The organism is Bradyrhizobium sp. STM 3809 (genome assembly GCF_000239795.1).
In the GTDB taxonomy this organism is placed as follows: Bacteria; Pseudomonadota; Alphaproteobacteria; order Rhizobiales; family Xanthobacteraceae; genus Bradyrhizobium.
In genome coordinates, this window is record NZ_CAFJ01000550.1 from 1 (window position 1) to 26,373 (window position 26,373).

Genomic DNA, 26,373 nt, shown 5'->3' on the forward strand with positions numbered 1-26,373 from the left:
GCCCTCGGCGATCAGACGATGACCGAGCGGCAGCGACACGGCGGTGATGGCGGCGACGAGCTGCTGATCCCGGCGACGGCCGGCGATGCCGTCGATGAAGGATCGGTCGATCTTGATGGTGTCGATCTCGACCGCCATGAGATTGGCGATCGAGGAGTGGCCGACGCCGAAATCGTCGATCGCGAGCCCGAAGCCGTGCTGGTCGATCAGCTTGAGCTCGTCGGCGCAGCGCTTGGGATCGAACATCGCCTCCTCGGTGACCTCGATCTCGATCCGCCTGGGGTCGACGCCGTAGCGCTCGGTGACCAGCTTCAGCGTCTGCGCCGGCGAGTGGATCGGGAATTCGCGCGGCGAGACGTTGATCGACACCCGGATGCCGTGCGCCTTCTTGCGATCGAGCGCGCGCAGGAAGGCGCAGACCCGCTCGCCGACGAACTCGGTGAGCTGGCCGGACAGGCGCAGCCGGATCGCGGCGGAGACGATGTCCGGCGGCGGGATCAGCCCGGCGCTCGGATGCTTCCAGCGCAGCAGCGCCTCGAAGCCGATCACCTCCCGGCTGGCCATCGCGACCTGCGGCTGGAACTCGACATGCAGCTCGCGGCGCGCCAGGGCCGCCGGCAGTTCGGCATCGAGGCGACGCTGCTGGGTCAGCGCGCATTGCATCTGCGCGTCGAACACCCGCATGCAGGCGCGGCCGTCATCCTTGGCGCGATACAGCGCGGCGTCGGCCTGCGCGGACAGCTCCTCCAGGCCGATCGCGCCATCCGGATGCGCCGCGATGCCGATCGAGCAGCTGACGGTCAGCGGCTGGCCGGCGATCAGGACGGGGCGCAGCAGCGCGCTCATCAGCCGTTCGCCGAGCGCCACGGCGCGATCGGCGACGTCAGCGCCCTGCAGCACCACGATGAATTCGTCGCCGCCGAGCCGGACCGGCAGATCGTCCTCGCCGCAGGCGCCGCGCAGCAGCGCCGCGACCGTCTGCAGCACGCGGTCGCCGGCGTCATGGCCGCGGGTGTCGTTGATGGTCTTGAAGTTGTCGACGTCGAACAGCAGGAACGCCACGCCTTGCCCGCTGGCGCATGCGGCGCCGGCCACGTTGCGGAAGTGGCTGCGGTTGGCGAGGCCCGTCAGCGAGTCGGTGCGCACCAGGCGCTCCAGCGTCTGATTGGCGGAGGCCAGCGAGTCCGCGAGCTCCGTCGCTGCGAGCGTCGTGCTCTGGCCGGCGATGAAGTTGCGCTCGCCGAGCCGCGCCGCGCGGAACAGCATGACGGTCAGGAACGCGATATCGGCGGCGACGATGTAGCCGACATCGCCGCCGGAGAGCAGCATGCGCAGGATCGTGGCGCCCATCAGCGGCGCGCCGAACGCGATCGCCATCGGCGAATAAGCGAGGCTCTGGATGATGGCGCCGGTGGTCGCGCCGGCCATGATGAAGACGATGTCGTTGACGTTGTGCGCGTGGGTGAAGACCGGCAGGCCGAGCGGGACGATCGACCACAGCGCGCCGCTGGCGAATGCCATGACTGTCAGGCCGCGCAGCACGCGCTGCGGATTCCGCTCGATCGTGCCGGAGGATTTCAGCCGCGCGACCCAGGCCGCGCGCAAGATGGCAAAGGCCACGGCCGCGGCCAGCCACCAGAGGATGGGAATGCTCCCCTCCCGGACATAGACCAGCAGCGCCAGCGAGACGGCAATGGCGACGTTGGCGAACAGCGTCAGGAAGATGTTCTGCAGCGAGCTCGCTGCCTGGGCTTTCGCGAGCGCCGCCGCCTTGGAGTCGGTGGAAGCGGTCTGCATGCGCGGTTGGGACAGCCCTGCTGGATCGGTCATGCGACGGGTCGGCGTCAGGCTGCCCGTCAATCGGTCGGCAACCTTGCCGCGCAGCCACCTAAAGGCGAGTTAATGGCTCCGAGATTGTCGGTACGGGGATGCTCCGTGCAGATCCGGGTCGCCAAAACAGGGGGCGAGAGGCTGATCCACGCGCGGCGCGATCCGCTGCCCTGGGCTTCAGCCAGCAGTCGGCCGCAGGTCAGCGCGGCTGGCAGCTCGCTTGTCCGCGCCGGCTGCGCGTGCGGCCATCCGCCGGATCAGGTCGACGGCGCGGCCAGGGCCGACAGTTTCGCGCAGCTCCTTCTGCACGGCGGCGAGCTCGTCTGCCGCCCGCTCGGCCGCCCGCGCAGGTCCGAGCAGCGTGGCGAGCGTCAAGGTGCCGTGGTCCTGGCCGACATCCTTGCCGATGGCATGGGCATCGCCGGTCTGGTCGAGCAGATCGTCGAAGATCTGGAACGCGACGCCGAGCCGCTGGCCGGCGCGGGACAGACGCGTCAGGGTCTCCGCATCCACCTCCGCGAGCAGCGCGGGGCAGCGGAAGGCTGCGACAAACAGCGCGCTTGTCTTGCGTTCATAGCGATGGATCAGATCCCGCTCCGTCGCGTAGTACGGAGGGTAGAGATCGTCGTATTGGCCGCCGCAGAGGGCCTCCGCGCCGATGACATGCGACAGAGTGTCCAGGATGGAACTCCGAGACGACGGCTGAAGTCCGAGATCCCTGGCCACGATCTCCATCGCGCGGCCGATCAGGGCGATGCTGCTGAGGATCGCCGTGGCCTCACCGAATTCGACGTGAGTGGCCGGCTGCGACCGTCGCCGCCGCGCATCGTCCATGCAGGGAAGATCATCGACCACGAGGGAGGCTGCATGAATGATCTCGATGGCCACAGCCGACGACAGCAGCTGCTCCTCCGCAACCGCGAGGTCCAAGCCGAGCGCGAGCGTGAGCATGCCGCGATAACGCTTGCCGCCTGCCAGCACCGCGTGGCTCATGCCCCCGCGCAGGGGGGCCGGAACCATCGTGCCGAATGTCATTGCCTCGCCAACCGCTTCACTGATGCGTCCCCGCCAGCGATCGAGCAGTCTCTCGAAGGCCGCCGTATCGGTGAGGTCGACGGGTTTGTGCATACTCTTGACCTGCCTTCGAGGTGATCCGGTGACACGCCCAGGCCGTTTCCGCTTTCGGGCGAACAGTGCAAGGTGGTGTCGAAACGTGAACGGACGAGAGCGGCCTCAGGATCACATGACTCCGGGAGCTGGGCTCGGATCCGAGGTGCGGCATCGTGTTCGGCATGATGGGATGTCGGTTCTGCCGGTCGTCGCCGCCCGAGACCGCGTTGCGTTGCCGTCATGACCGAGGATGCAGACGTCATCATCGTCGGCGGCGGTCTTGCCGGATCGCTCACCGCCTTGCGGCTCACCGACGCACGGCCGGATCTGCGGCTCGTGATCGTCGAAGGCTCGGCCAGCATTGCCGGCAATCACACCTGGAGCTTTTTCGGAACCGACATCTCGGCCGACCAGCACGCCTGGCTCGGCCGGCTCGTGGGCCATCGCTGGCCCGGCTACGAGGTACGCTTCGCCGATTATGGCGTTCGTCTATCGACCCCCTATCACTCCATGACGTCGACGCGCCTGCGCGCAGAGGTCGAGCAGCGTTTTCCGGAGACGATCCTGCACGACGCGCCCGCCCTGTCCGTGTCGCCAGACCATGTGGTGCTGGAGGGTGGCCGCACCTTGCGCGCGCGCTGCGTCATCGATGCGCGCGGCGGCCGGCCGGTCCCTGGGCTCGCGCTGGGGTTCCAGAAGTTTCTCGGGCTCGAGGTGCGGCTGGCGGCGCCGCACGGCCTCGATGTTCCCATCGTGATGGATGCAACGGTGGCGCAGAGCGACGGCTATCGCTTCGTCTACACGCTTCCGCTCGACGCCCAGCGCCTGCTGATCGAGGACACCTATTACAGCGACGGCGGCGAGTTGCCGGAGCAGGTGCTGCATCAGCGCATCACGCGCTACGCGCTCGCCAGGGGCTGGCAGATCGCCGAGATCATCCGCGCCGAGCAGGGCGTGCTGCCGGTCATTCTAGCGGGCGACTCGTCCGGCCTGATCAGCAGGCCGGACGGCCCGCCACGCATCGGTCTCGCCGCGCTGCTCGTGCACCCGACCACGGGCTATTCGCTGCCGGACGCGGTCCGCGTCGCCGACCTGCTGGCAGCGCGGCTCGCGCAACGTGGCTCGCTTTCGAGCGCCGAGGCGCGCGAGACGATCGACGGCTACGGCCGGACGATCTGGCGCCGGCGCGGCTACTACCGCTTCCTCAACCGGATGCTGTTCAAGGCCGCCGAGCCATCCGAGCGCCATCGCATCCTGGCACGTTTCTATGGCCTCGATCAGTCGCTGATCGAGCGCTTCTACGCCGCCCGGATCCAGCCGCAGGACAAGCTGCGCGTCTTCATTCATATGCTGATGAAGCCGCCGATCCCGATCTCGTCCGCGCTCGCGTGCCTCCCCGAGGCGAGCGCCTTCAAGACTCCATGAGTGAGCGATGCAGAACGCCAAGACAGCAGTGGTGATCGGTTCGGGATTCGGCGGCCTTGCGCTCGCCATCCGGCTGCAATCGGCCGGGATCGCGACGACGCTCGTCGAGAAGCGCGACAAGTTCGGCGGCCGCGCCTATGTCTACGAGCAGGACGGCTTCACGTTCGACGCCGGGCCGACCGTCATCACCGATCCCACCTGCCTGCAGGAGCTGTTCGCGCTCTCGGGCCGCAAGCTCGAGAACTATGTCGAGCTGATGCCGGTCTCACCGTTCTATCAGCTGCGCTGGGAGGACGGCGCCACCTTCGACTACGTCAACGATCAGGCCGAGCTGGAGCGCCAGATGGCGGCATTCTGCCCGGCCGATGTCGACGGCTATCGGCGCTTCCGCGCCTACAGCGAGCGCCTCCTGGAGGAGGGCTACGTCAAGCTCGGCCACGTGCCGTTCCCCGATTTCCGCAGCATGGTGCGCGTGGCGCCGCAACTGGTGGCGCTGCAGAGCTATCGCAGCGTCTACAGCAAGGTGTCGCAATACGTCTCGGACGAGCATCTGCGGCAGGCCTTCAGCTTCCACTCGCTGCTCGTCGGCGGCAATCCATTCGCGACGTCGTCGATCTATGCGCTGATCCACGCCCTTGAGCGCCGCTGGGGCGTCTGGTTCCCGCGCGGCGGCACCGGCGCGCTGATCAACAAGGGTCTGGTCCAACTGTTCAAGGACCTCGGCGGCCAGGTGACGCTCTCCACCAGCGTCAGCCGCATCGAAACGGCGAGCGGGCGCGTCCGCGCCGTGATTGCCGCCGACGGGCGGCGATTTCCGGCCGACATCGTCGCCAGCAATGCCGACGTCGTTCACACCTATCGCGATCTCCTGAAGGACGAGCCGCTGGCTCGGCCGACGGCAAGATCGCTGATGCGCAAGCGGTTCAGCATGTCGCTGTTCGTCATCTACTTCGGCCTGCGCCGCCAGCACCCGGACCTCAAGCACCACATCATCCTGTTCGGCCGCCGCTACCGCGAGCTGATCAACGAAATCTTCAAGGGGCCCGCGTTGCCCGATGACTTCTCGCTCTATCTGCATGCGCCGAGCGTCACGGATCCATCTCTGGCGCCGCCGGGCTGCAGCACCTACTATGTTCTCTCGCCGGTGCCGCATCTCGCCGCCGCGCCGGTCGACTGGAGCGTCGAGGGGCCGCGCTATCGCGACCGCATCCTCGATTATCTCGAGACGCGCGTGCTGCCGGGACTGAGATCGGACCTCGTCACCTGCCGCATCTTCACGCCGCAGGATTTCAACACCGAACTGAATGCGCATCTCGGCTCGGCCTTCTCGCTCGAGCCGATCCTGACGCAGAGCGCGTATTTCCGCGCGCATAACGCCGACGACAGGATCAAGGGGCTGTATCTCGTCGGCGCCGGCACCCATCCCGGCGCTGGGATTCCCGGCGTCGTCGGTTCGGCCAAGGCGACCGCCCGGGTCATCCTCGAGGACCAGCACGACGTCGCGGAGGCGCAATGACGCTGCGCGACGGTGATCTCGAGCGGTTGAGCGAATCCGTCATTCGAACCGGCTCGAAGAGTTTCGCGGCGGCATCCAAGCTGTTCGACGCGCGCACCCGTGCCAGCGTGCACCTGCTCTATGCCTGGTGCCGGCATTGCGACGACGTGATCGACGGCCAGGATCTCGGCATTCGCTCCGACGGTTCAGCACCGAGCGCGCCAGCCGGCACCTTGCAGATGCTGCGCGACCGGACGACGCAGGCGCTGGAGGGAGCGCCGATGCGCGAGCCGGTGTTCCAGGGATTGCAGCGTGTCGTGCAGGAGCACGCGATCCCCCACCATCACGTGTTCGAGCTGCTCGACGGCTTCGCGATGGACGTCGACGGACGCGAATACGAGAGTCTGAGCGACACGCTGGATTATTGCTATCACGTGGCCGGCGTCGTCGGCGTCATGATGTCGGCGATCATGGGCGCCCGCGAGGATGCGACGCTCGACCGCGCGGCCGACCTCGGCATCGCGCTGCAACTCACCAACATCGCCCGCGACGTGATCGAGGATGCGCAGGCCGGGCGCATCTATCTGCCCCGGCAATGGCTGCGCGAGGCCGGCGTGCCGGTCGCAGACGTGGCGGCGCCGCAGCACCGCCAGGCGGTGTTCCGGGTCGTCGCGCGGCTGCTGGATGTTGCCGAGCAGTTCTATGAGGCCAGCGAAGCCGGCATCGCCCGGCTGCCGGTGCGTTGCGCCTGGGCGGTGGAAACGGCTCGCGTGGTCTATCGCCAGATCGGGCGCGAAGTGATGAAGCGCGGTCCCGGCGCCTGGGAGGAGCGTATTGCGACGTCGTCGGCGCAGAAGCTCGGCGCGATCGGGCGCAGCGCGTTGACGCTCGGAATCACCCGCACCTGGGGTAAGGTGCCCGCGCGCGAGCACAATCTCTGGACCCGTCCCAAGGCGCGTGGCGCCGACGATGCACGAGCGAGCTTTGCCAATGCCTGCAGCAACCGCCAAGGCTACTGAAGAGGCTACTGAGAAGGCTACTGAACCCCAGGCAGCCCAGCGCGACGACGCACGGCAGAGCCGTGTCGGGCTCACGCTGGCCGCCATCATCATCACCGCTTGGTTCGTGCTGCATGTCGGCCTCATGTTCTTCTGGCCGCTGACCTGGACAAGCCTGGCGCCGGCTCTGCCTCTGGTGCTGCTGCAGACGTGGCTCTATGTGGGCCTGTTCATCATCGCCCACGATTGCATGCATGGCTCGCTGGTGCCGTTCAAGCCGCGCGTGAACCGCCGCATCGGGCAGCTGTGCCTGTTCCTTTATGCCGGCTTCTCGTTCGATGCCCTGAATGTCGAGCACCACAAGCATCACCGCCATCCCGGCACGGCCGACGATCCCGATTTCGACGAGGTGCCGCCGCACGGCTTCTGGCGCTGGTTCATGGGCTTCTTCCTGCACTATTTCGGCTGGCCCCAGGTGGCGATCATCGCGGCCGTCTCCCTGGTGTATCAGCTCGTCTTCGCCGTTCCGCTTGGAAACATCCTGCTGTTCTGGGCGCTGCCCGGGCTGCTCTCAGCGCTGCAGCTCTTCACCTTCGGCACCTATTTGCCGCACAAGCCGGGTGCGCAGCCGTTCGTCGACCGGCACAACGCGCGGACGAGCGAATTTCCCGTGTGGCTCTCGCTGCTGACCTGTTTCCACTTCGGCTTTCACCACGAGCACCATCTGCATCCCGATGCGCCGTGGTGGCGCTTGCCCGAGGTGAAGCGCCGAGCGGTGGCGGCCGGCTCTGGGCGCTAGGCTCTGAGCCGCAACCGCAGCACCAGCCATGCCGAACCGAACAGGGCGACCGTCACGCCGGCGAGCAGAGCGATCGGCAGCTCGATCTGCGACGGCGGCGCATCGCGCCACAGCAGGCCGTGGTAGCCGTCGATCACCCAGGCGTTGGGCATGACGGCGCTGATGTTCTGCAGCCAGGGCGGCATCAGGAACCGCGGCACCATGCTGCCGCCGAGCGCCGACAGCACCAGGACGATGAAGTTCGATAACGTCTGCGCCTGCTCGCGCGTGCGGCAGGTGGCGGAGAGCAGCAGCGCGAAGCTCGCCGCTGCCGCCGAGGCCGCCAGCGTCAGGGCGCTCCACTCGGGCCATCGCGCGGTGAAGTCGACGCCATAGGCGAGCTTTGCGACGATGAAGATCAGGCTTGCCTGCAGCACGCCCTGCAGCACCAGGAACAGGAACTTGCCGCCGAGCAGGGCGCCGAGCCGGCCCTGTCCCGACAGCAGCCGATCGAAGATGCCGTTCTGCCGCTCGTCGATCAGCACCATGCTGCTCTGGATCGAGGAGAACATCAGGAACATCACGCCCACGGCTCCGGCGTAATAGACCACGGCGGCCGCGATGCCGCCGGCGGCGGATTTGACGGTCACCTGCTCGACCAGCGGCGTTGGCTTTTCGCTTGGCTTCTCGCTCGCCGCGGCCGTGCCGCCCTCCGCAGCCTGCGTGCCCATGGCATCGAGAATGGCCGCGACGCGCGCCTTCTGCCCGGGCTCCAGCGGAACGAAGCGACGCTCGATGTCGGCGAAGGTCCTGCGGTAGGCCGCGTCCGGCAGCTTCTCGGCGAACAGGCGCTGCAACTGACCGGCGACGATCGGCGTCCCCACGGCCTTGGCGCTGTCCCCAATGACGACCACCGGCGCGGGCCCGCCCGGGACCTCCTGCGCCGGATCGGCGCGCAGCAGGATGCCGACGTCGGCCTCGTCCTGCCGCACCATGGTCTCGAGCTCCTCGCGCGAGTTCGGCGCGCGCTGCGGACGCCGGAAGGTCGGATCGGCCCTGATCGCTTCGGCGAGGCGCTGCGTGACCGCGCTCTGCACGGTGTCGAGCACGACGACCCGCAGCCGCAGCTGATCGCCGGTGGTGCCGGCGAAGATCGAGGCGAAGATCACGTAGATCGCGGGCGGCAGCACGAAGGCCATCACCAGCGCGCCGCGGTCGCGGATCAAGGCGAGCAGCATTACGCGGAGGATCGAGATCATCATCGCTCGGCTCTCCTGCCGACGAGTTGGCGGAACAGGCTGCCAATGTCCGGGTCGCGCACCCTCAGCTCCTTCAAGGTGATGCCGGCGCTGGAGAGCAGCGCACTCAGCCGGCCGGCATCGAGCATCTCGGGCGCCAGCAAGGCGGTCCATTCGAGCGGTCCTTGCGCCGGGGCGAAGCCGAGGCCGGACAGCGCCTGCGCCTTTTCTGCGTCGGGCGCCTGGGGCAGGATCACGATCACCTCCTTGCGGTCGCCCATGGCCGCGCGCAGCAGGTCGTCGGGCGCGCCCTCCGCCAGGATGCGCCCCTCGTGCAGCACGCCGATGCGATCGGCGATCTGTTGCGCCTGCTCGAGGTCGTGCGTCGTGAGCATCAGAGCGGTCCCCCGCGCCTTGATGCCGGCGAGGATCGCATGGACCGCATCGCGGGCTTCGACATCGATGCCGACGGTCGGCTCGTCGAGCACAAGCGCCGCCGGTTTCTGCAGGATCGAGGCGCAGATGTTGACACGGCGCTGATAGCCGCCGGAGAGCGTCGAGGTCAGCTGGTCTGCGCGCTCGGTCAGGCCGGCGCTGGCCATGGCATTGTCCACCTCCTGCCGCAGCTCCTTCGCAGGCACGCCGGCGAGCCGTCCGAACACGCCGAGATTCTCGGCCACCGTGAGATAGGGGTAGAGCGCAATGTTCTGCGGCACGAAGCCGATCTGCGCGCGGGCGGCGTTGTCGCGGACGTCGCGGCCGCCGAGTTCGACGCGCCCGGACTCCAGCCGCAGGCGGCCGCAGATGGCGTGCATCAGCGTGGTCTTGCCGGCGCCGTTCACGCCGAGCAGGCAGTAGATCTCGCCCGCGCGCAATTCCAGATCGACGCCTTGGAGAACTTGACGGCTGGCGTAGGCGTGTCGGGCGCCGATAACTTTAATGACGGCTGACCCGCCCATTCATCCCCCGTTTCGGTGCGGCGCCCGGACTGCCGCGGGACCGCACGGAACAGGACGTATCGCACGCCGCCCGCAAATGAAATGGCGGTCGACTGTCGCGAACATTCCGGTGCGCTTCGGGCCGAAGTCCAGCATCGGGCCGGGACATCCGCATACACCCGACCAAACGCGCTGACCGCGACGTCGGATCAACGGGAATGAAAAAACATTGCGCTGGGGAGCAGCATCCTCAACGGCGCCCCTGCGCCCATCGAGAGCAACCGATGTTCTACGGATCCAGCTCGGTGTCCCAATAGAGATAGTCGAGCCAGCTGTCGTGCAGGTAGTTCGGCGGGAACAGGCGGCCGTTACGGTGGAGCTGGTGGACGGTCGGCGCGTAGGGCGCCTGCTTGGGGAACATCTTGGCCTGCTGCGGCGTCAGATTGCCCTTCCTCAGATTGCAGGGCGAGCAGGCGGCGACGACGTTTTCCCAGGTGGTCTGGCCACCCTTGCTGCGCGGGATCACGTGGTCGAAGGTCAGGTCGTCGCCGGAATGGCAGTACTGGCAGACGAAGCGGTCGCGGAGGAAGACGTTGAAGCGGGTGAAAGCCGGATGGGTCGTCGGCTTCACGAACGACTTCAGCGAAACCACACTGGGCAGCTGGATCTCGAACGAGGGACTTCGGATCGCCCTGTCGTAGTACTCGACGATGTTGACGCGATCGAGGAACACCGCCTTGATCGCGTCCTGCCACGACCAGAGAGACAGCGGGTAGTAACTCAGCGGCCGGAAGTCCGCGTTCAGCACCAACACCGGCCAACCGCCTTGCGAGACATGTGCGTTCAAGTAACGCTCCTGGCCTCCATAACGGCTGCGAAGCAGCATGCCCCCACATACTACATGCAGCGTGACGGGATTGTGAAGCCCCAAGAATGGCTTGACACATGGTTTGACAGGGCTTGTCCCGCCTTTCCAGCATCGGTCCAAAGCGCGTCAGAACCGTGGCCCAGCCGGCGTCTGTCGCAGTGCAACTCAATCGCAGAACCGGGATCTTCGCATCGCCGGATCAGCTCAGGCCGGCACCCGCTCCAGCTTCTGCAGGCAGCGGTGGATGTTGACCTCGGCCGGCATCGGCTGGCCGGGGAAGCTCGTGCTCCAGTTGGTGACGCCGACCTCGCCGACATAGATGTCGCCGCGGCTGTCGATCGCCAGCCCGTGCGGCGCCAGAAAACGCCCTGTTTCCAATCCGGGCCCGTGCTCGCCGCCAAGCCGCGCCAGCCGCTGGCCGCTGGAATCCGTGATGGTGAGGCGCGGGCCGAGATTGGGAACGTTGAGGTTGACCGGCATGCCCGGGCCGAGCTCGCCGATGATGAAGGTCTTGCGCCTGGCACCGCAGGCGCACAGCGCGCAGGGCCGGTGCAGATTGTTCCACTGGGTCTCGTAGCGGCCGTTGCCGTCGAAGATCTGGATGCGGTGGTTCTCGCGGTCGGCGACATAGACGAAGCCGTCCGCATCGGTCGCGATGTTGTGAACGATGTTGAACTGGCCGGGGTCGGAGCCGGGCTCGCCCCAGCTCCTGATCAGCTTGCCGTCCGGCGTGTATTTGTGGACCCGCGCATTACCGTAGCCGTCGGAGACGTAGATCTCCCCGGACGGCGACAGCGCGGTGTGGGTGCAGCGGTTGAACGGCTCGCCGCTCATGAACGGGGTGGGGCGCTCCGGCAGGCCGATCGTCAGCAGCACCTGGCCCTCGGGCGTGCACTTGCGCACGGTGTGGTCGCCGTCATCGGTGCAGTAGAGATTGTCGTCCGCATCGATCGACAGGCCATGGGCGCGGCTGAACACGCCCTCGCCCCAGCTGCGCAGAAAATTGCCGTCGCGGTCGAACACGACCATCGGGTGGGCGCCGCGATTGAACGCGTAGACGCGATCGCGGCTGTCGACCGCGACCGAGGCGACGTCGGTCAGCGCCCAGCCCTCCGGCAGCTTCGCCCAGTCCTTGACGACGCGGTAGGTGTAGTCGCCGGTGCCGAGAATGGACATCGCCTGGTCCCCCTGATGAAGCCGTGTTCGCGCAAGGCTACACGGCTTTGCCTGCAGGCGGAAACCCGATCAGCCTGCCATGGTCAGCATATGCGCCTGATGCGGCGGGATCCGCCCCTGCAAGGTGTCGAGATAAACCCGCTGCACGGCCTCCGGCCCGCGTCCGTCCCCGATCGTGAGCCAGCCGTCGAGCCGCGGGGCGAAGTCCTGCCACGCTGCTCCAAACCGCCGTTCAACGCCGCCGGGGCCCCAATCGCCGGCGCGGCGCTTGATGTGGTCGGGCGCAAAGAACCAGGCCGGCCGGGCGCCGGGAAGTGGCGCTCCATCCTCGTGGCCATCCTGATGCGTCAGGCCGACGCGGCCCGAATAGACCAGATTGTCGGCGAAGTGCCGATGCAGCGCGGCGCGAAGGCCGGCATTGCCTGCCATGTCGACGAACGCCACGCGGGCCGCTGCGTCCAGCATGCCGACCGCGTCATAGGTGACGACCTCGTCGTAGCAGCCGAGCGAGCGGACGAAATCGGTGTTGGACGGCGAGGTCAGCCCGATCACGCGGATGCCTGTTCTCCTCGTATGCAGCAGATGCGCAAGACCGAACGCGGTCTTGCTCGATGCGGAGGACAGGATCACCGTCGAGGCGCCGAAATGCGCGTGTTCGGCAAGGTAGTCGTCGACCAGGAACGACAGCATGAACAGCGGACGCAGCAGCGCCTGGTAGTCGCCTTGCTTGCCGGAGAAGGCGGGGTCGCCGCTGACGCGCGCATAGGCGTTGTACACCGGCGCGACGCCCTGGCGGTGCGGGGCCGCGTCGCGCAGGCCACGCTTGCCGACATCAGCGGCCTCGATCACGAGATGCGTCGCCATCGGGAAGTAGCCGAACAGGCGCTCGCCCACGGCCATCGCAGGATGCCGGGAGGCGATCACCTCGCCGAAGCCCCAGACGGGAATGATGCCGAATCCGTACGGCGCAGGAAACAGCTGCCAGTATTTCAGCCGCTCGCCGACCAGCGCGTAGGTGATGTTGTTGGCGCTGAAGCCGAACCGGTCGACCTTCACGAGCAGCGCGTCTGCAGGAAGTCCGTCGCCGTCGGGGAGCTCGGTGACGATCGTCCTGCTTTGCGTCAGGTCGTCGCGTGCCACGATGAAATCGGACGACTGCATGATGAGGACCTCCGCCGTTCACTGATCGATCAAGCGCGATCTTGGCCGGTATCGATGACCGTTTTGCAACCCCAACTTTGTTTGAAACGGCGTTCGCAGCGGCTGTTAGTTGGCTGCCGCGATGATGCCCTCCCGCTGCTTCAACACGCGGTAATAGCTCCACCACAGATGCGCCGCCGCGCCGCGCAGCGGCCGCCAGGCTTCGGCCAGCGGCAACATCTGCTTGGGGGTGGGACGCGTGGCGAGGCCGAGCCCGGCCTTCACGGCCTCCTGCACCGCCAGATCACCGGCCGGCCAGGCATCGCCATGGCCGAGGCAGAACAGCAGGTAGACATCGGCCGTCCACGGTCCGATGCCGGGCAGGGCGGTGAGCGTGCCATGCGCCGCGTCGGCGTCCGCATTGGCGAGCACGTCGAGGTTCAGCCGGCCGGCGCCGAGCTCGCGCGCGATGTGCTTGAGGGTCTTGATCTTGGCGGCGGACAACCCGAGCCGGCCCAGCCGGTCGGCGCGGGCGCGGCGGATCGCCTCCGCCTCGAACGGATCGAACGCCGCCTGCAGCCGGCCCCAGATCGCCGCGGCGCTGGCGGTCGACAGCTGCTGGCCGCAGACGATGTGGGCAATCCCGGCAAAGCCCGGCTCCCGCCGCCGCAGCGCCGGCATGCCCGTCGCCGCGAGGATCGGCGCGAGACGGCTGTCCTGCCTGACGAGGTCACGGATCGCATCCTCGAGAATGGCCTGGCTGTCGAGATGGAGGGTCATCGTGTCGGGACTTTCTGCATCGTCATGCGCGGGCTTGACCCGCGCACCTATCTCGGATCGAACGTCGCCCCGAAGGAGCATGCGTGTCGGATCACGCGAGCTCAAGTCCTGCAAGGACGAACTGACATGCCACCCGTTTTCCGATTTGCCCCGAGCCCGAACGGCTATCTCCATCTCGGCCACGCCTATTCGGCTTTGCTGAACGTCCAGCGTGCTCAGGACAGCGGCGGGCGCTTCCTGCTGCGGATCGAGGACATCGACCCGACCCGCTGCCGGCCCGATTACGAGCAGGCGATCTATCAGGACCTCGCCTGGCTCGGCATCGCCTGGGAGCAGCCGGTGCGGCGGCAGTCGCAGCATCTCGGCGAGTATGGTGCCGCGCTGGCGCGGCTGCAGGACATGGGCCTCGTCTATCCGAGCTTCGAGAGCCGGGCCGAGATCGCGCGGCTGGTGCGCGAACGGGATGTCGCCGGCGGCTGGCCGCGCGATCCCGACGGCGCGCCGCTCTACCCCGGCGCGGCGAGGGCGATGTCTGCAACGCGGCGTGCAGAGCTGATCGGCAGCGGCGTGCCGTATGCGTTGCGGCTCGACATGGCGGCGGCGATCGCGCGCGCCGGCCGGCTGAGCTGGCACGAGGCCGGCCGCGGGCCCGGCGGCGAGGCCGGGGACATCGAGGCGCGGCCGGAGGCCTGGGGCGACGTCATCCTGGCGCGCAAGGAGACGCCCACCAGCTACCATCTGTCCGTCGTCGTCGACGATGCGCTGCAGGGCGTGACCGAGGTGGTGCGCGGCCAGGACCTGTTTCATGCGACGGGCGTGCACCGGCTGCTGCAGGTTCTGCTCGGCCTGCCCGCTCCCGCCTACCGGCACCACCGGCTGATTCGCGACGACAATGGCCAGAAACTCTCCAAATCCACGCGCGCGACCGGATTGCGCACATTGCGCGCCGAAGGCATCTCGCCGGCGGAAATCCGACACAGGATCGGCTTGGTCTAGCCGCCTCCTGTCGCAAGTCCCGGTGTCACCGAATGTTTCCGGCGGGGACAACCTCCGGGGCATCGTGACACCCGGAAACGACCGTGCCATGCTGCTCGATAGCGCGGGTAGTCGGGAGCTTCAATCGAAAGCGGCACGAACAGACATGACAGTGGAAGTGCCCCTTCGTTTGTCGGAGTTCATGTCACAGGGGCCATGATGAAGCGCGTTCGGAAGATGAGTACAGGGCGTCGGGCCCGACCGGATCAGCCGGTGCCCAGGCCGTCCAGCGCGCCCGCGACGCGCGCCGCGAAGACGCGCTCGGTGAAGACGCGTACCGTGAAGACGGGCGGTGTGAAGAGCCTCTCCAAGACGATCTCCGGGACGACCTCCTCGAGCACGCCGTCGTCGAAAGCACGCAAGTCGAAGACCGACGTGGCGAAGGCCGCACCTGCGCGGGAGCGCACCAAGGCGCGGCCGCTGCAGAAGCATGTGCCACAGGTGACCGCGCCGGCCGGGACGCGGCGACATGCGGCCAAGCTCCAGGGGACGAAAGCCGCTGCCGCGAAGTCGATGCCCAGGAGCAACGCGCCGGTGCCGGGCATCGTCGAGGCGGCGCTGGCGGTGTTCGCGCATGAGGTGCGCACGCCCCTGACAGGCATTCTCGCTATCAGCGACCTGCTCGCCACCTCCGAGCTCGGCGAGCGCGAGCGGCGCTGGGTCGATACGATCAAGGCCGGGGCGGAGCATCTGTCGAGCCTGGCGACGTTGTTCGTCGATGCCGCCAAGGACGAGACCACCGGCGCGGTCCTGCGCGAGGACCTGTTCGATCTCCGTGTGCTCGCCCGGGCCGCCGGCGACTCGCTGTCCGGCCGGGCGGCGGCCAAGGGGCTGGAGGCCAGGGTCGTGGTCTCCGACGCACTTCCGGGGCTCGTGATCGGTGATCCCGTCCGGCTGCGCGCGGCACTCGAAAACCTGATCGACAATGCGGTGAAATTCACCGAGCAGGGCGGCGTGGCGCTGGAGATCGACTTGGCAGCCAAGCTGGCGGCCAGGCCGGCGGCCAAGGCAGGCCGCGGCAAGGGGGCGAAGGGCAAGGTTGCGGTCGCCTTCCGCGTCTCGGATTCCGGGATCGGGTTGAGCCTGTCCGAGATCAAGCGGCTGTTCCGCCCGTTCACCCAGGCCAATGTTTCGATTGCCTCCCGCTTCGGCGGCGCCGGTCTCGGCCTGTCGTCGGTTCGGCAACTGGCGCGCGCGATGGGCGGTGACGTCACGGTCACGCCGCACGACGGCGGCGGCACGACCTTCACGCTCACCGTGGCGCTGACGGTGGCGGCAGCGCCACACGCGACGGTGGGTGGCGGCGAGCATGGTGTCACCTTGGCGCCGAGCCGGCCGCTGCGCATCCTCGGAGTCGAGGACAACCCGTTCGGCCGTGTGGTGCTCAACACCATCCTCAACGAGCTCGGCCATCAGGCCGAGTTCATCGGCCGCGGCGAGGCGGCGCCGGAGCGGATCGCCACAGGCAGCTACGATGCCGTGCTGATGGACATGGTGCTGCCGGGCATCAACGGGGTCGAGACGATCGCGCAGATCCGCGCCCTCGGAGCCCCCCACGGCGACATCCCGATCATCGGCGTCTCGGGCCGCGGCGAGGACGAGACGGCCTCGCGCGCCGCCGGCGCGGATGCGTTCCTGCTCAAGCCCGTCTCGCCGCGGGCTCTAGCGACTGCGCTTCTTGCAGCGACACGCCGCGCGGCAGCCGCGACTTGATGATCGATGCGTTCAACTCGCCGCCATACACGAAGATCGCGGCGATGAAATACAGGAACACCAGCGCGATGATCACCGAGGCGAGCCCCGCATACATCGTGACGTAGTTGTTGGCGAAGCGCGCCAGATACTGGCCGAACACGATGCCCGACACCAGCGAGGCGACGAAGGTGAAGACGATGCCGGGCATGATCTGCATGAAGCTGCGGCGTCCCGCGGGCAGCCAGGCGTGCAGGATGAACAGCGCCACGATCAGCGCGCCGATGGTGATGCCGTAGCGCGACAGGTTGACGAAGCGCTCATTGGCTTCGACGGCCAGCGGCAGGTAGCGGCGCGCGGTGGCCAGCATCAGCGGGCCGAGCACGATCAGGAACGACATCGCCAGCGCCGTGACCGCGGCGACCAGGGTGTAGCCGATCGATTCCAGCCGCAGCCAGTACCAGCGGCGCTGCTCGATCACCCCGTAGGCGCGGTTGAGCGCGACCCGCAGCGCCTCGACGCCGTTCGAGGCGAAGTAGAGCGCCAGCACGGCGCCAATGGTCAGCGCGTCGGTCCGGGTCGTGGTCAGCACGTCGTGGATCTCGCCGGTCAGGGCGTCCGCGACCTGGGCCGGCCATGTCTCGAGGATCAGGTTGGCGGCCTGGTCGGCGAGGTCCTTGGAGCCGAGGAAGCCGGCGAGCGAGGTCAGGACGATCAGGAAGGGAAACAGCGCCATCAAGGTCGACAGCGCGATATGGCTGGCGATCGCCCAGCCGTCATCGGCGAGGAACGTGTAGAAGGCATCCATGACGACGTGGACGATGGTGCGAAGCGCCTTCACCTGTCCCTGCACTCCGCAAAAACATTACCCGCATACAATCCGATATTACGGACCCAAAAGCCAGAAGTTGCAGCCCCGGCTGCACCGATCCGGCATGGCGCTCCTGCATCGACGGTGTTATCTAGCCCGAATGGCTTCACTTCTCGGTAAATTCATCCTTCCGATCGCCGTCGGCGCGGTCGCCCTGGTGCTGTTTCTCGGGCTCGTCAACATGACGCGCGGCGGCTCGCCGAACCTGTCGCAGAAGTTGATGCGCTGGCGGGTGATCCTGCAATTCGTCGCGATCGTCATTGCCATGGCGGCCATCTGGGCCATGGGACGCTGAGACGGGACGCTGAGACGGGACGCCGAGGCGTCGAGACACGGGACGTTGAGACAGCAGCATGGTGGTTCTGAATCGCATCTACACGCGGACCGGTGACGACGGCACGACCGCACTCGGCAACGGCGAGCGCCGGCCGAAATTCGACCTGCGCGTCTCCGCCTATGGAACCGTGGACGAGACCAACGCCGCGATCGGCGTCGTCCGGCTGCACCTCGCCGACGCCCCCCAGATCGACGCGATGCTCGGGCTGATCCAGAACGATCTGTTCGACCTGGGCGCCGACCTGGCGGTGCCGCAGCGCGAGGGCAAGGCGGAGCGGCTGCGCGTCGTCGCCAGCCAGGTCGATCGGCTCGAGCGCGACATCGATACGCTGAACGAGCAGCTCGCGCCACTGACCTCCTTCGTGCTGCCCGGCGGAACCCCGGCCGCGGCGCACCTCCATGTCGCGCGTACCATTTGCCGCAGGGCGGAACGGATCATGGCGGAACTCGCCGCGCGCCCGGACGAGCCGGTCAGCGAGGCCGCCATTCGCTATATGAACCGGCTGTCGGATTTCCTGTTCGTGGCCAGCCGGGCCGCGAACCGGAACGGCGCCGGCGACGTGTTGTGGGTCCCCGGGCAGAATCGTTAACGGGGGACTTGTTACCGAGGACTAGCGGGCTTGCGTTTTTTCGCCCCTCGCGCGTTGACCGGGGGGTACGGGCGCTTTAGGTTCCGCGCCCGAAAGGTCAACCCCGGACAATTAAGAGCGAAAGAGGATCGATGAAGGTTCTGGTGCCGGTCAAGCGGGTGGTCGATTACAACGTCAAGGTCCGCGTCAAGAGCGACGGATCGGGCGTTGAGCTCGCCAACGTCAAGATGTCGATGAATCCGTTCGACGAGATCGCCGTCGAGGAAGCCCTGCGGCTGAAGGAAGCGGGCAAGGCGACCGAAGTGGTCGTGGTGTCGATCGGGCCCGCACAGGCCTCCGAAACCATCCGCACCGCGCTCGCGATGGGTGCCGATCGCGGCATCCTCGTGAAGGCCGAAGGCAACGTGGAACCGCTCGCGGTTGCCAAGATCCTCAAGGCCGTGGCGCAGGAAGAGCAGCCGGGCCTGATCATTCTCGGCAAGCAGGCGATCGACGACGACTCCAACCAGACCGGCCAGATGCTGGCCGCGCTGCTCGGCTGGGCGCAGGCGACCTTCGCCTCCAAGCTCGAGGTCGAAGGCTCCGACTTCAAGGTCACCCGCGAGGTCGACGGCGGCCTGCAGACCGTGAAGCTCAAGGGCCCGGCGATCGTCACCACCGATCTCCGCCTCAACGAGCCGCGCTACGCGTCGCTGCCGAACATCATGAAGGCGAAGAAGAAGCCGATCGCCGAGAAGACCGCCGCCGACACCGGCGTCGATCTCACGCCGCGGCTCGAGGTGCTCAAGACCGCTGAGCCGGCGGGCCGCAAGGCCGGCGTCAAGGTGAAGGACGTCGCCGAGCTCGTTTCCAAACTCAAGACCGAGGCGGGGGTGCTCTGATGGCCACGCTGCTGATTGCTGAACACGACAATGCCGGGATCAAGGACGCGACCAACAAGGCGCTGACGGCGGCTGCCGCGCTCGGCGCCGATGTCGACGTGCTGGTCGCGGGCCAGGGCGCCAAGGGCGCGGCGGAAGCCGCCGCCAAGCTCGCCGGCGTGAAGAAGGTGCTGCTCGCGGACGACGCGGCCTATGCGCATGATCTCGCCGAGCCGCTCGCCGATCTCGTCGTCAAGCTCGCCGCGAACTACGACGCCGTCGTCGCGCCCGCGACCTCGCGCTTCAAGAACGTGATGCCGCGCATCGCCGCGCTGCTCGACGTGATGCAGGTGTCGGAGATCATCAAGGTCGTCGCGCCCGACACGTTCGAGCGGCCGATCTATGCCGGCAACGCGATCCAGACCGTGAAGTCGAAGGACGCCAAGAAGGTCATCACCGTGCGCACCTCCACGTTCGCAGCGGCGGGCGAGGGTGGCAGCGCGTCGGTGGAGAGCGTGGCGGCGGCCGGCGATCCGGCGCTGTCGAGCTTCGTCGGCGAGGAGGTCGCCAAGAGCGATCGTCCGGAGCTGACCTCGGCCAAGATCATCGTCTCCGGCGGCCGCGCGATGCAGAGCCGCGAGAACTTCGCCAAGTACATCGAGCCGCTCGCCGACAAGCTCGGCGCCGGCGTCGGCGCCTCGCGCGCCGCGGTCGATGCCGGCTACGCGCCGAACGACTGGCAGGTCGGTCAGACCGGCAAGGTGGTGGCGCCGGAACTGTACGTTGCGGTCGGCATTTCAGGGGCCATTCAGCATCTGGCCGGCATGAAGGACTCCAAGGTGATCGTCGCGATCAACAAGGACGAGGACGCGCCGATCTTCCAGGTGGCCGATTACGGTCTCGTGGCCGACCTCTACCAGGCGGTTCCGGAGCTGACCGAGGCGCTCGGCAAGTAACGTTGCATGCACCGGCCGCGGAGGGGACTGTCGCGGCCGGTGTCTTATTCTGTTAGGGCATGGATGGGCGCAGGGTTTGCGCCATTCCGGTGGATGACGACATGGCTCAGATCAACAAGCTCGGTGTGATCGGCGCAGGACAGATGGGCAACGGCATCGCGCATGTCGCTGCGCTGGCCGGGCTCGACGTGGTGCTGAATGACGTCACCTCCGACCGGTTGAAATCGGGCATGGCCACCATCAATGGCAATCTGACCCGCCAGGTCGCCAAGAAGGTGATTTCCGAGGAGGCCCGCGGCGATGCGCTGAAGCGGATCTCGCTGACCGACAGTCTCGACGGCCTCGCGGATTGCGATCTCGTGATCGAGACCGCAATCGAGAAGGAGGACGTGAAGCGCAAGATCTTTCACGATCTCTGCGCCGTGCTGAAGCCGGAGGCGATCATCGCCTCCAACACCTCGTCGATCTCGATCACGCGGCTCGCCGCCTGCACCGACCGCCCCGAGCGCTTCATCGGCATCCACTTCATGAATCCGGTTCCGCTGATGGAGCTGGTGGAGCTGATCCGCGGCATCGCCACCGACGATTCGACGTTCGAGGCGGCCAAGGAGTTCGTCGGCCGGCTCGGCAAGCAGGTCGCCGTCTCCGAGGATTTCCCCGCCTTCATCGTCAACCGCATCCTGCTGCCGATGATCAACGAGGCGATCTACACGCTGTATGAGGGCGTCGGCAACGTCGAGGCGATCGACGCGGCAATGAAGCTCGGCGCGCATCATCCGATGGGCCCGCTCGAACTCGCCGATTTCATCGGCCTCGACACCTGCCTGTCGATCATGCAGGTGCTGCACGAGGGGTTGGCCGACTCGAAGTACCGGCCGTGTCCGCTGCTGGTGAAGTATGTCGAGGCCGGCTGGCTCGGCCGCAAGTCGCAGCGCGGCTTCTACGATTACCGCGGGCCCAAGCCGGTGCCGACCCGGTAGTTCAACCGTCCATTGCAACGATCGATCGACACGCTTCGTTAAGGCTGTCCGGTTACGGTGGCTGAACGAGGTATGAGCGTATGGATATGAGCTTGGTGGCTGCGGCTCTGGCGCAGCAGGCGAGCGCGACCCAGCAGCAGGTCGCCACGTCGGTCCTGAAACAGAACCTGAATGCGCAGAAGGACGCCGTGCTGACCCTGCTCGGCGGCGCCCAGCAGACGCTGTCGCTCGCCAATGTCGGCCCCGGCGTCGGCGGCAACCTCAACATCGCCGCCTGAGCGCACCGGGGCGCCGTGGGACGGCTTTGGCGCCCGTCTCGGCCTGACGGCTCGTGATGCGTCGGGGTGCCCTCCGAACGGTACGATAGGAGGTCCCCGGACAACTCCGGAGTCCTGTGTTCTTTACCGTCGAGAAATCCCGCGCCCGCTAGCGTCGCATGCGTTGGCGGAGGATGTGGATGCTGCGGGTACTGAGCTGTCTCCAAACGGAGCACGACAAGGGGCTGGTCATGCTGGCCGCCTGCGTGTGTCTGCTGACGAGTCTCGCCGCGGTCAATCTGCTCCAGCGCGCGCGCGCCACCGACGGTGATGCCCGCCGGGTCTGGCTCGCCACCACGGGGATCGTGACGGGAGGCGGGGTGTGGTCGACGCACTTCATCGCCATGCTCGCCTATACGCCGGGTTTCCCGATCCAATACGATCTGCCGATCACGGTCGTATCGCTGATCGCGGCCGCGGTCACGACGACGGCCGGCTTCGCTGTCGCCGTTCTCGGCCAACATCGCCTGCGCGCCATGATCGGCGGCGCTATGGTCGGCCTCGGAATTGCGGTCATGCACTATATGGGCATGGCGTCGCTGCGGATCCCGGCCCTGATCGTCTGGATGCCGGACCTCGTGGCAGCGTCCGTGCTGCTCGGCATGGTGTTCGGCGCATTGGCGCTGATGGTCGCGATGCGCGGCGAAGGCCTGCTGTCGTCCGCCGGCTCCGCCGCCCTGCTGACGCTGGCGATCGTCTCGCATCATTTCGTCGCCATGGGCGCGATCAATTTGCTCGAGAGACCGGATGCGGCGCCGACCGGGCTGTTGTTGTCGACGGTGACCCTGGCCGTGTCGGTTTCGGCCGTGGCGGCCGTGCTTCTGATCGGCGGGCTGATCGTCGCCCTGGTCGACCGCCGCTCCGGGCATCAGATGAGCATTCGCAACATGCAGCTCGATGCGGCGCTCAACAACATGGATCACGGGCTTTGCATGTTCGGGCCCGACGGCCGGCTGCAATTGTACAACGAGAGCTATCTGCGCATCTTCCGGCTGTCGCCCGGGCAGGTGCGTCCCGGCATGGTGGTCGAGCAACTGCTCGCAGCGCGCAACGCGGCCGGCACCGGGGTTGCGGACATGGACCAACACCTGGCCGGGGTCCGGGCCGGTCACAAGGCAGGCGTGCCGCAGAGCCGGGTCGACAAGCTCGTCGATGGCCGGGTGGTCAGGCTGAACTACCGGCCGATGCTCAATGGCGGCTGGGTCACGACGCATCAGGACATCACCGAGAGCGTCACCGCGACCGAGGCGCTGAATGCGGCGAAGCTGGCCGCCGAGGCGGCGAGCCGCGCCAAGTCCGACTTCCTCGCGATGATGAGCCACGAGATCCGCACGCCGATGGCCGGCATGATCGGCATGATCGACCTGCTCGCGCGCACCCATCTCGACGAGGAGCAGCGCGGCCTGGCCGAGGTCGCCAAGGAATCGAGCCGCAACCTGCTCGCGGTCGTCAATAACATTCTCGATTTCTCGAAGCTGGAGGCGGGCCGCCTGACGCCGGAAGCGATCGGCTTCAGCCTCGGCCACACGCTGAAGAGCGTGACGACGCTGCTCGGGCAGCAGGCCCGCAACCAGGGCATCGTCCTGGAGATCGCGCGCGCCGAGGACATTCCGCCGTGGCTGGTCGGCGATCCCGTCCGGATCGGCCAGATCCTGTTCAATTTGGTCGGCAATGCGATCAAGTTCACCCGGCGCGGATCGGTCCGCATCGTCGCGTCGCATCGCCCGATCGCCGACGGCCGCGTCGAGCTGCGCATCGAGGTGATCGACACCGGCGCCGGCATTCCGGCCGACATTCAGCCGATGCTGTTCGACCCGTTCACCCAGGCCGACATCTCGGTCTCGCGCAAGTTCGGCGGCACCGGCCTGGGGCTGGCGATCTGCCGGCAGCTCTGTCGTGCGATGGGCGGCGAGATCGGGGTCGACAGCGCGCCGGGGCGCGGCAGCCGCTTCTGGTTCACCGTCCAATGCGGCGTCGGCGAGCGGCCGGAGGCGGCGTCGCCGCCGCTGCAACCGGCGCTCCCGGCGCGGACCGACCGGCTGACCATCCTGGTGGTGGACGATACGCCGATCATCCGCACCCTGATCACCAAGCTGCTGGCGCGGTTCGGATGCCAATTCGACGTCGCCTGCAACGGCCGGGAGGCGATCGACGCGGTGCAGGGGAAGCGTTACGACATCGTGCTGATGGACATGCAGATGCCGGAGATGGACGGCATGACGGCGACCGCCGCGATCCGCGGCCTCGACGGCCCGGCCAGCGACGTGCCGATCATCGCGCTGACGGCCAATGCCCTGGTGGGCCAGCGCGAGATCTGCATCGGCGCCGGGATGAACGATTTCCTGACCAAGCCGATCGATCCGGAGGCGCTGCAGGCCGCGCTCGCCCGCTGGGGCAAGATCCGCAGCCACGAGGCTGCCTAGCGGCCTCTACAGCCCGGCGGCGGTCTTCGACGTGGCCGCCTCGATCAGCTTGACCGCGTCGGCGCTGTCCCATTCGGCCGGGCCGGCGATGGTCGCGATCTCGCAGCCATTGCCGTCGACCAGCACCGAGGTCGGCATGCCCAGCGCGCGGCCGACCGCCTTCAGGTCCTGGAACACCTTGGCCTTGGCGTCGCTGAAATAGGCGAGCTTCGTCAGCTTGGCGTCGTTGAGGAACGCCTTCGGCTTCTCCGGATCGCGGGTGTCGATGTTCACCGCGACGACCTGGAAGGCGTCGCTGCCGAGCTTGGCCTGCAGCCCGTCCAGCGCCGGCATCTCCTTGCGGCAGGGCACGCACCAGGTCGCCCACAGGTTCAACAGCACCGTCCTGCCGCGGAAATCGGAGAGCTTCGCGGGCTTGCCCGCGGCGTCCTCGAACGCCAGGTCCGGCAGCCGCAGCGGCGCGGTCGCCGCCGTCAGCGCCGCCACCTCGCCCTTGATCAGCGGCGCGAGCCGCGCGGCGGTCTTGACCGCGGCCTGGCAGGCCTGGTCGCCGGCCGGCTTGCCCTTCAGCAGCCCGCCGAAGCTGACCGCGGCGATGCCGGCCACGGCGACGACCGCCACGGCGGCGGCGGCGAGCAGGGGGCGGCCGCGGGAGGCGGGGCGGGCAGGGGACGGCTCTGGCTTATCGTTTGTCATCTCGGGTCGGTTGCGGCTATCAGAGGCGCGAATTTCGGGGCACCGGACGTGTGTCCCATCCCAGGGCGATCAGCAAGGTCTTCAGAAGCGGTTTTGGCATGAGCAACACGATGTGGGGCGGACGGTTCTCGGAGCGTCCCGACGAGATCATGGAGGACATCAACGTCTCGATCGACGTCGATCGCCACCTTTACGCGCAGGATATCGCCGCTTCCAAGGCGCACGCCGCCATGCTGGCCGCCCAGGGCATCATCACCGCGACTGATGCAAAAAACATCGGCAAGGGTCTAGACACGATTTTGTCAGAGATCACCAAGGGTTCCTTCGAGTTCAAGCGCGCCCTCGAAGACATCCATATGAACGTCGAGAGCCGGCTGTCCGAGCTGATCGGCCCGGCCGCCGGCCGGCTGCACACCGCGCGCTCGCGCAACGACCAGGTCGCGACCGATTTCCGCCTGTTCGTCCGCGACACCATCGACGACATCGACGCCGCGCTGGCCGCCTACCAGCAGGCGCTCGCCACCCGCGCGCTGGAGTTCGCCGGCACGGTGATGCCCGGCTTCACCCATCTGCAGACCGCCCAGCCCGTCACCTTCGGCCACCATCTGATGGCCTATGTCGAGATGGCCGGCCGCGACCGCGGCCGCTTCGCCGACGCGCGCAAGCGCCTCAACGAATCCCCGCTGGGCGCCGCCGCGCTCGCCGGCACCTCGTTCCCGATCGACCGCCACGCCACCGCCGAGGCGCTCGGCTTCGAGCGCCCGATGGCCAATTCACTCGACGCCGTCTCGGATCGCGATTTCGTGCTGGAGACGCTCTCGGCCGCGTCGATCTGCGCCGTGCATCTGTCGCGCTTCGCCGAGGAGATCGTGATATGGACTTCGCCCTTGGTCGGCCTGATCAAGCTGTCGGACAAGTTCACGACCGGCTCCTCGATCATGCCGCAGAAGCGCAACCCGGATGCGGCGGAGCTGGTCCGCGCCAAGACCGGCCGCGTCATCGGCGCGCTCAACGGGCTCCTGATCGTGATGAAGGGCCTGCCGCTCGCCTATCAGAAGGACATGCAGGAGGACAAGCAGGGCGCGATGGAGGCCTTCGCGGCGCTGTCGCTCGCCGTGCGCGCCATGACCGGCATGGCGCTCGACCTGGTGCCGGACGAGGCCCGCATGAAGGCCGCCGCCGGCGAGGGCTACGCCACCGCCACCGACCTCGCCGACTGGCTGGTGCGCACCCTGAAGATGCCGTTCCGCGAGGCCCATCACGTCACCGGCCGCATCGTCGCGCTCGCCGCCAGGCAGAGCGTGGCGCTGCACGAGCTGCCGCTCAAGGCGATGCAGGAGGTCGAGCCCAGGATCACCGCCGACGTGCTCGGCGTGCTGTCGGTGGAATCCTCCGTCAAGAGCCGCACCAGCTTCGGCGGCACCGCGCCGAAGAACGTGGCGAGCCAGGCCAAGGCCTGGCTGAAGCGGCTGGAAAAGCAGCGAAAGTAGGGCTCCGGTCCGAAATTTGATCGGACCGGCGTGGCACTCCGGCACTCGTCATGGCCCGCCGTTCTCTGTATGGTGCCGCCCGCATGGGGATTTCACACGTGATTTGCGCTCGCCGTCCGACCTCCGCCGCCCGGGTCCTGCTCGTCCTGGGCGCGTCCGCCCTGCTGCTGGCCGCCTGCGGCCGTAAGGGCCCGTTGGACCTGCCCGCCAATTCCCCGCCGGCCCCGCAGCTCTCGGCCGCCCCGGCCGACACCGCGACCGAGAACGCCAGCAAGCCCGGCGTCTTCAACTCCGGCTACGGCGCCGACGGCGCCCCCGCCGCCTCGCGCGGCCAGAAGAAACCCTTCATCC

Annotated in this window: 25 protein-coding genes; 15 read left to right on the forward strand and 10 right to left on the reverse strand. The window is 67.6% G+C overall.

What is annotated here, in order from left to right; translation table 11 throughout:
• Positions 1-1,797: putative bifunctional diguanylate cyclase/phosphodiesterase (locus tag BRAS3809_RS25075; RefSeq protein WP_035658384.1), on the reverse strand; the 1,797-nt coding region annotated here is incomplete at its 3' end.
• 210 nt (positions 1,798-2,007) lie between these two features.
• Positions 2,008-2,958 (reverse strand): polyprenyl synthetase family protein, encoded by a 951-nt coding sequence (locus BRAS3809_RS25080; RefSeq protein WP_008964828.1) that lies wholly within the window; start codon positions 2,956-2,958, stop codon positions 2,008-2,010.
• A 222-nt stretch (positions 2,959-3,180) separates the two neighbouring features.
• Here BRAS3809_RS25080 and crtY point away from each other — a divergent pair, with 222 nt between their 5' ends.
• From crtY to BRAS3809_RS25100, 4 genes are read left to right on the forward strand one after another with little or no spacing between them, the layout of a single operon-like run.
• Complete coding sequence (gene crtY / locus BRAS3809_RS25085; RefSeq protein ID WP_008964829.1) at positions 3,181-4,365, forward strand: lycopene beta-cyclase CrtY; 1,185 nt, start codon at positions 3,181-3,183, stop codon at positions 4,363-4,365.
• Positions 4,366-4,372: 7 nt separating this feature from the next.
• A complete protein-coding gene (locus tag BRAS3809_RS25090; RefSeq protein ID WP_008964830.1) occupies positions 4,373-5,881 on the forward strand; it encodes a phytoene desaturase in 1,509 nt (502 codons plus the stop codon).
• A complete protein-coding gene (locus tag BRAS3809_RS25095; RefSeq protein ID WP_008964831.1) occupies positions 5,878-6,879 on the forward strand; it encodes a phytoene/squalene synthase family protein in 1,002 nt (333 codons plus the stop codon). The genes BRAS3809_RS25090 and BRAS3809_RS25095 overlap by 4 nt, the downstream gene beginning before the upstream one ends.
• Entirely contained in the window at positions 6,818-7,657 is an 840-nt protein-coding gene (locus BRAS3809_RS25100) for a fatty acid desaturase (protein ID WP_240535764.1), read from the forward strand. Before BRAS3809_RS25095 ends, BRAS3809_RS25100 begins: the two co-directional genes overlap by 62 nt.
• On the opposite strand, the gene BRAS3809_RS25105 is transcribed toward BRAS3809_RS25100, so the two are convergent.
• The 6 genes from BRAS3809_RS25105 to BRAS3809_RS25130 form a co-directional block, all read right to left on the reverse strand.
• The gene (locus BRAS3809_RS25105) at positions 7,654-8,898 is read right to left on the reverse strand and encodes an ABC transporter permease (protein WP_035658388.1); all 1,245 of its coding nucleotides are present in this window, start codon (positions 8,896-8,898) and stop codon (positions 7,654-7,656) included. The two genes, BRAS3809_RS25100 and BRAS3809_RS25105, sit on opposite strands and share 4 nt — an antisense overlap.
• On the reverse strand, positions 8,895-9,833 hold the full coding sequence (locus BRAS3809_RS25110; RefSeq protein WP_008964834.1) for an ABC transporter ATP-binding protein: 939 nt from the start codon (positions 9,831-9,833) through the stop codon (positions 8,895-8,897). Before BRAS3809_RS25110 ends, BRAS3809_RS25105 begins: the two co-directional genes overlap by 4 nt.
• A gap of 268 nt (positions 9,834-10,101) precedes the next feature.
• Positions 10,102-10,659 carry an HNH endonuclease gene (locus tag BRAS3809_RS25115; RefSeq protein WP_008964835.1) on the reverse strand — a complete coding sequence of 186 codons (558 nt, stop codon included), beginning with the start codon at positions 10,657-10,659 and terminating at the stop codon, positions 10,102-10,104.
• 225 nt (positions 10,660-10,884) lie between these two features.
• Positions 10,885-11,856: a peptidyl-alpha-hydroxyglycine alpha-amidating lyase family protein gene (locus BRAS3809_RS25120; RefSeq protein WP_008964836.1), complete on the reverse strand. Its 972-nt coding sequence runs from the start codon at positions 11,854-11,856 to the stop codon at positions 10,885-10,887.
• 69 nt (positions 11,857-11,925) lie between these two features.
• On the reverse strand, positions 11,926-13,017 hold the full coding sequence (locus BRAS3809_RS25125; RefSeq protein ID WP_008964837.1) for a DUF2855 family protein: 1,092 nt from the start codon (positions 13,015-13,017) through the stop codon (positions 11,926-11,928).
• 105 nt (positions 13,018-13,122) lie between these two features.
• Complete coding sequence (locus BRAS3809_RS25130) at positions 13,123-13,776, reverse strand: DNA-3-methyladenine glycosylase family protein (RefSeq protein WP_008964838.1); 654 nt, start codon at positions 13,774-13,776, stop codon at positions 13,123-13,125.
• A 126-nt stretch (positions 13,777-13,902) separates the two neighbouring features.
• On the opposite strand from BRAS3809_RS25130, the gene gluQRS reads away from it, so the two are divergent.
• Both gluQRS and BRAS3809_RS25140 read left to right on the forward strand, forming a co-directional pair.
• Positions 13,903-14,772, forward strand: a complete 870-nt coding sequence (gluQRS, locus tag BRAS3809_RS25135; RefSeq protein ID WP_008964839.1) for a tRNA glutamyl-Q(34) synthetase GluQRS — start codon at positions 13,903-13,905, stop codon at positions 14,770-14,772.
• Between the two features lie 552 nt (positions 14,773-15,324).
• Entirely contained in the window at positions 15,325-16,524 is a 1,200-nt protein-coding gene (locus BRAS3809_RS25140) for an ATP-binding protein (protein ID WP_083839165.1), read from the forward strand.
• On the opposite strand, the gene BRAS3809_RS25145 is transcribed toward BRAS3809_RS25140, so the two are convergent.
• A complete protein-coding gene (locus tag BRAS3809_RS25145; protein WP_035658398.1) occupies positions 16,451-17,344 on the reverse strand; it encodes a YihY/virulence factor BrkB family protein in 894 nt (297 codons plus the stop codon). The two genes, BRAS3809_RS25140 and BRAS3809_RS25145, sit on opposite strands and share 74 nt — an antisense overlap.
• 130 nt (positions 17,345-17,474) lie before the next feature.
• Between BRAS3809_RS25145 and BRAS3809_RS25150 the strand changes: the two genes are divergently transcribed.
• The 7 genes from BRAS3809_RS25150 to BRAS3809_RS25180 all read left to right on the forward strand — a co-directional run bounded on the left by BRAS3809_RS25150 (position 17,475) and on the right by BRAS3809_RS25180 (position 23,836).
• Complete coding sequence (locus BRAS3809_RS25150) at positions 17,475-17,669, forward strand: twin transmembrane helix small protein (RefSeq protein WP_008964842.1); 195 nt, start codon at positions 17,475-17,477, stop codon at positions 17,667-17,669.
• Between the two features lie 58 nt (positions 17,670-17,727).
• Positions 17,728-18,300, forward strand: coding sequence for a cob(I)yrinic acid a,c-diamide adenosyltransferase (locus tag BRAS3809_RS25155; RefSeq protein WP_008964843.1), 573 nt, complete (start codon positions 17,728-17,730; stop codon positions 18,298-18,300).
• Positions 18,301-18,431: 131 nt separating this feature from the next.
• Positions 18,432-19,181 carry an electron transfer flavoprotein subunit beta/FixA family protein gene (locus tag BRAS3809_RS25160; RefSeq protein ID WP_008964844.1) on the forward strand — a complete coding sequence of 250 codons (750 nt, stop codon included), beginning with the start codon at positions 18,432-18,434 and terminating at the stop codon, positions 19,179-19,181.
• Positions 19,181-20,116, forward strand: a complete 936-nt coding sequence (locus BRAS3809_RS25165; protein ID WP_008964845.1) for an electron transfer flavoprotein subunit alpha/FixB family protein — start codon at positions 19,181-19,183, stop codon at positions 20,114-20,116. The genes BRAS3809_RS25160 and BRAS3809_RS25165 overlap by 1 nt, the downstream gene beginning before the upstream one ends.
• A 101-nt stretch (positions 20,117-20,217) precedes the next feature.
• Positions 20,218-21,096 (forward strand): 3-hydroxybutyryl-CoA dehydrogenase, encoded by an 879-nt coding sequence (locus BRAS3809_RS25170; protein ID WP_008964846.1) that lies wholly within the window; start codon positions 20,218-20,220, stop codon positions 21,094-21,096.
• Between the two features lie 80 nt (positions 21,097-21,176).
• Positions 21,177-21,374, forward strand: a complete 198-nt coding sequence (locus BRAS3809_RS25175; protein WP_008964847.1) for a putative motility protein — start codon at positions 21,177-21,179, stop codon at positions 21,372-21,374.
• 179 nt (positions 21,375-21,553) lie between these two features.
• Positions 21,554-23,836, forward strand: coding sequence for an MHYT domain-containing protein (locus BRAS3809_RS25180; protein ID WP_008964848.1), 2,283 nt, complete (start codon positions 21,554-21,556; stop codon positions 23,834-23,836).
• Between the two features lie 6 nt (positions 23,837-23,842).
• On the opposite strand, the gene tlpA is transcribed toward BRAS3809_RS25180, so the two are convergent.
• Positions 23,843-24,532 carry a thiol:disulfide interchange protein TlpA gene (tlpA, locus tag BRAS3809_RS25185; RefSeq protein ID WP_008964849.1) on the reverse strand — a complete coding sequence of 230 codons (690 nt, stop codon included), beginning with the start codon at positions 24,530-24,532 and terminating at the stop codon, positions 23,843-23,845.
• Positions 24,533-24,630: 98 nt separating this feature from the next.
• On the opposite strand from tlpA, the gene argH reads away from it, so the two are divergent.
• The gene (argH, locus tag BRAS3809_RS25190; protein ID WP_008964850.1) at positions 24,631-26,022 is read left to right on the forward strand and encodes an argininosuccinate lyase; all 1,392 of its coding nucleotides are present in this window, start codon (positions 24,631-24,633) and stop codon (positions 26,020-26,022) included.
• A gap of 83 nt (positions 26,023-26,105) precedes the next feature.
• Positions 26,106-26,373, forward strand: a 268-nt coding sequence (gene lptM, locus BRAS3809_RS25195; protein ID WP_035658401.1) for an LPS translocon maturation chaperone LptM, incomplete at its 3' end; no start/stop codon positions are given.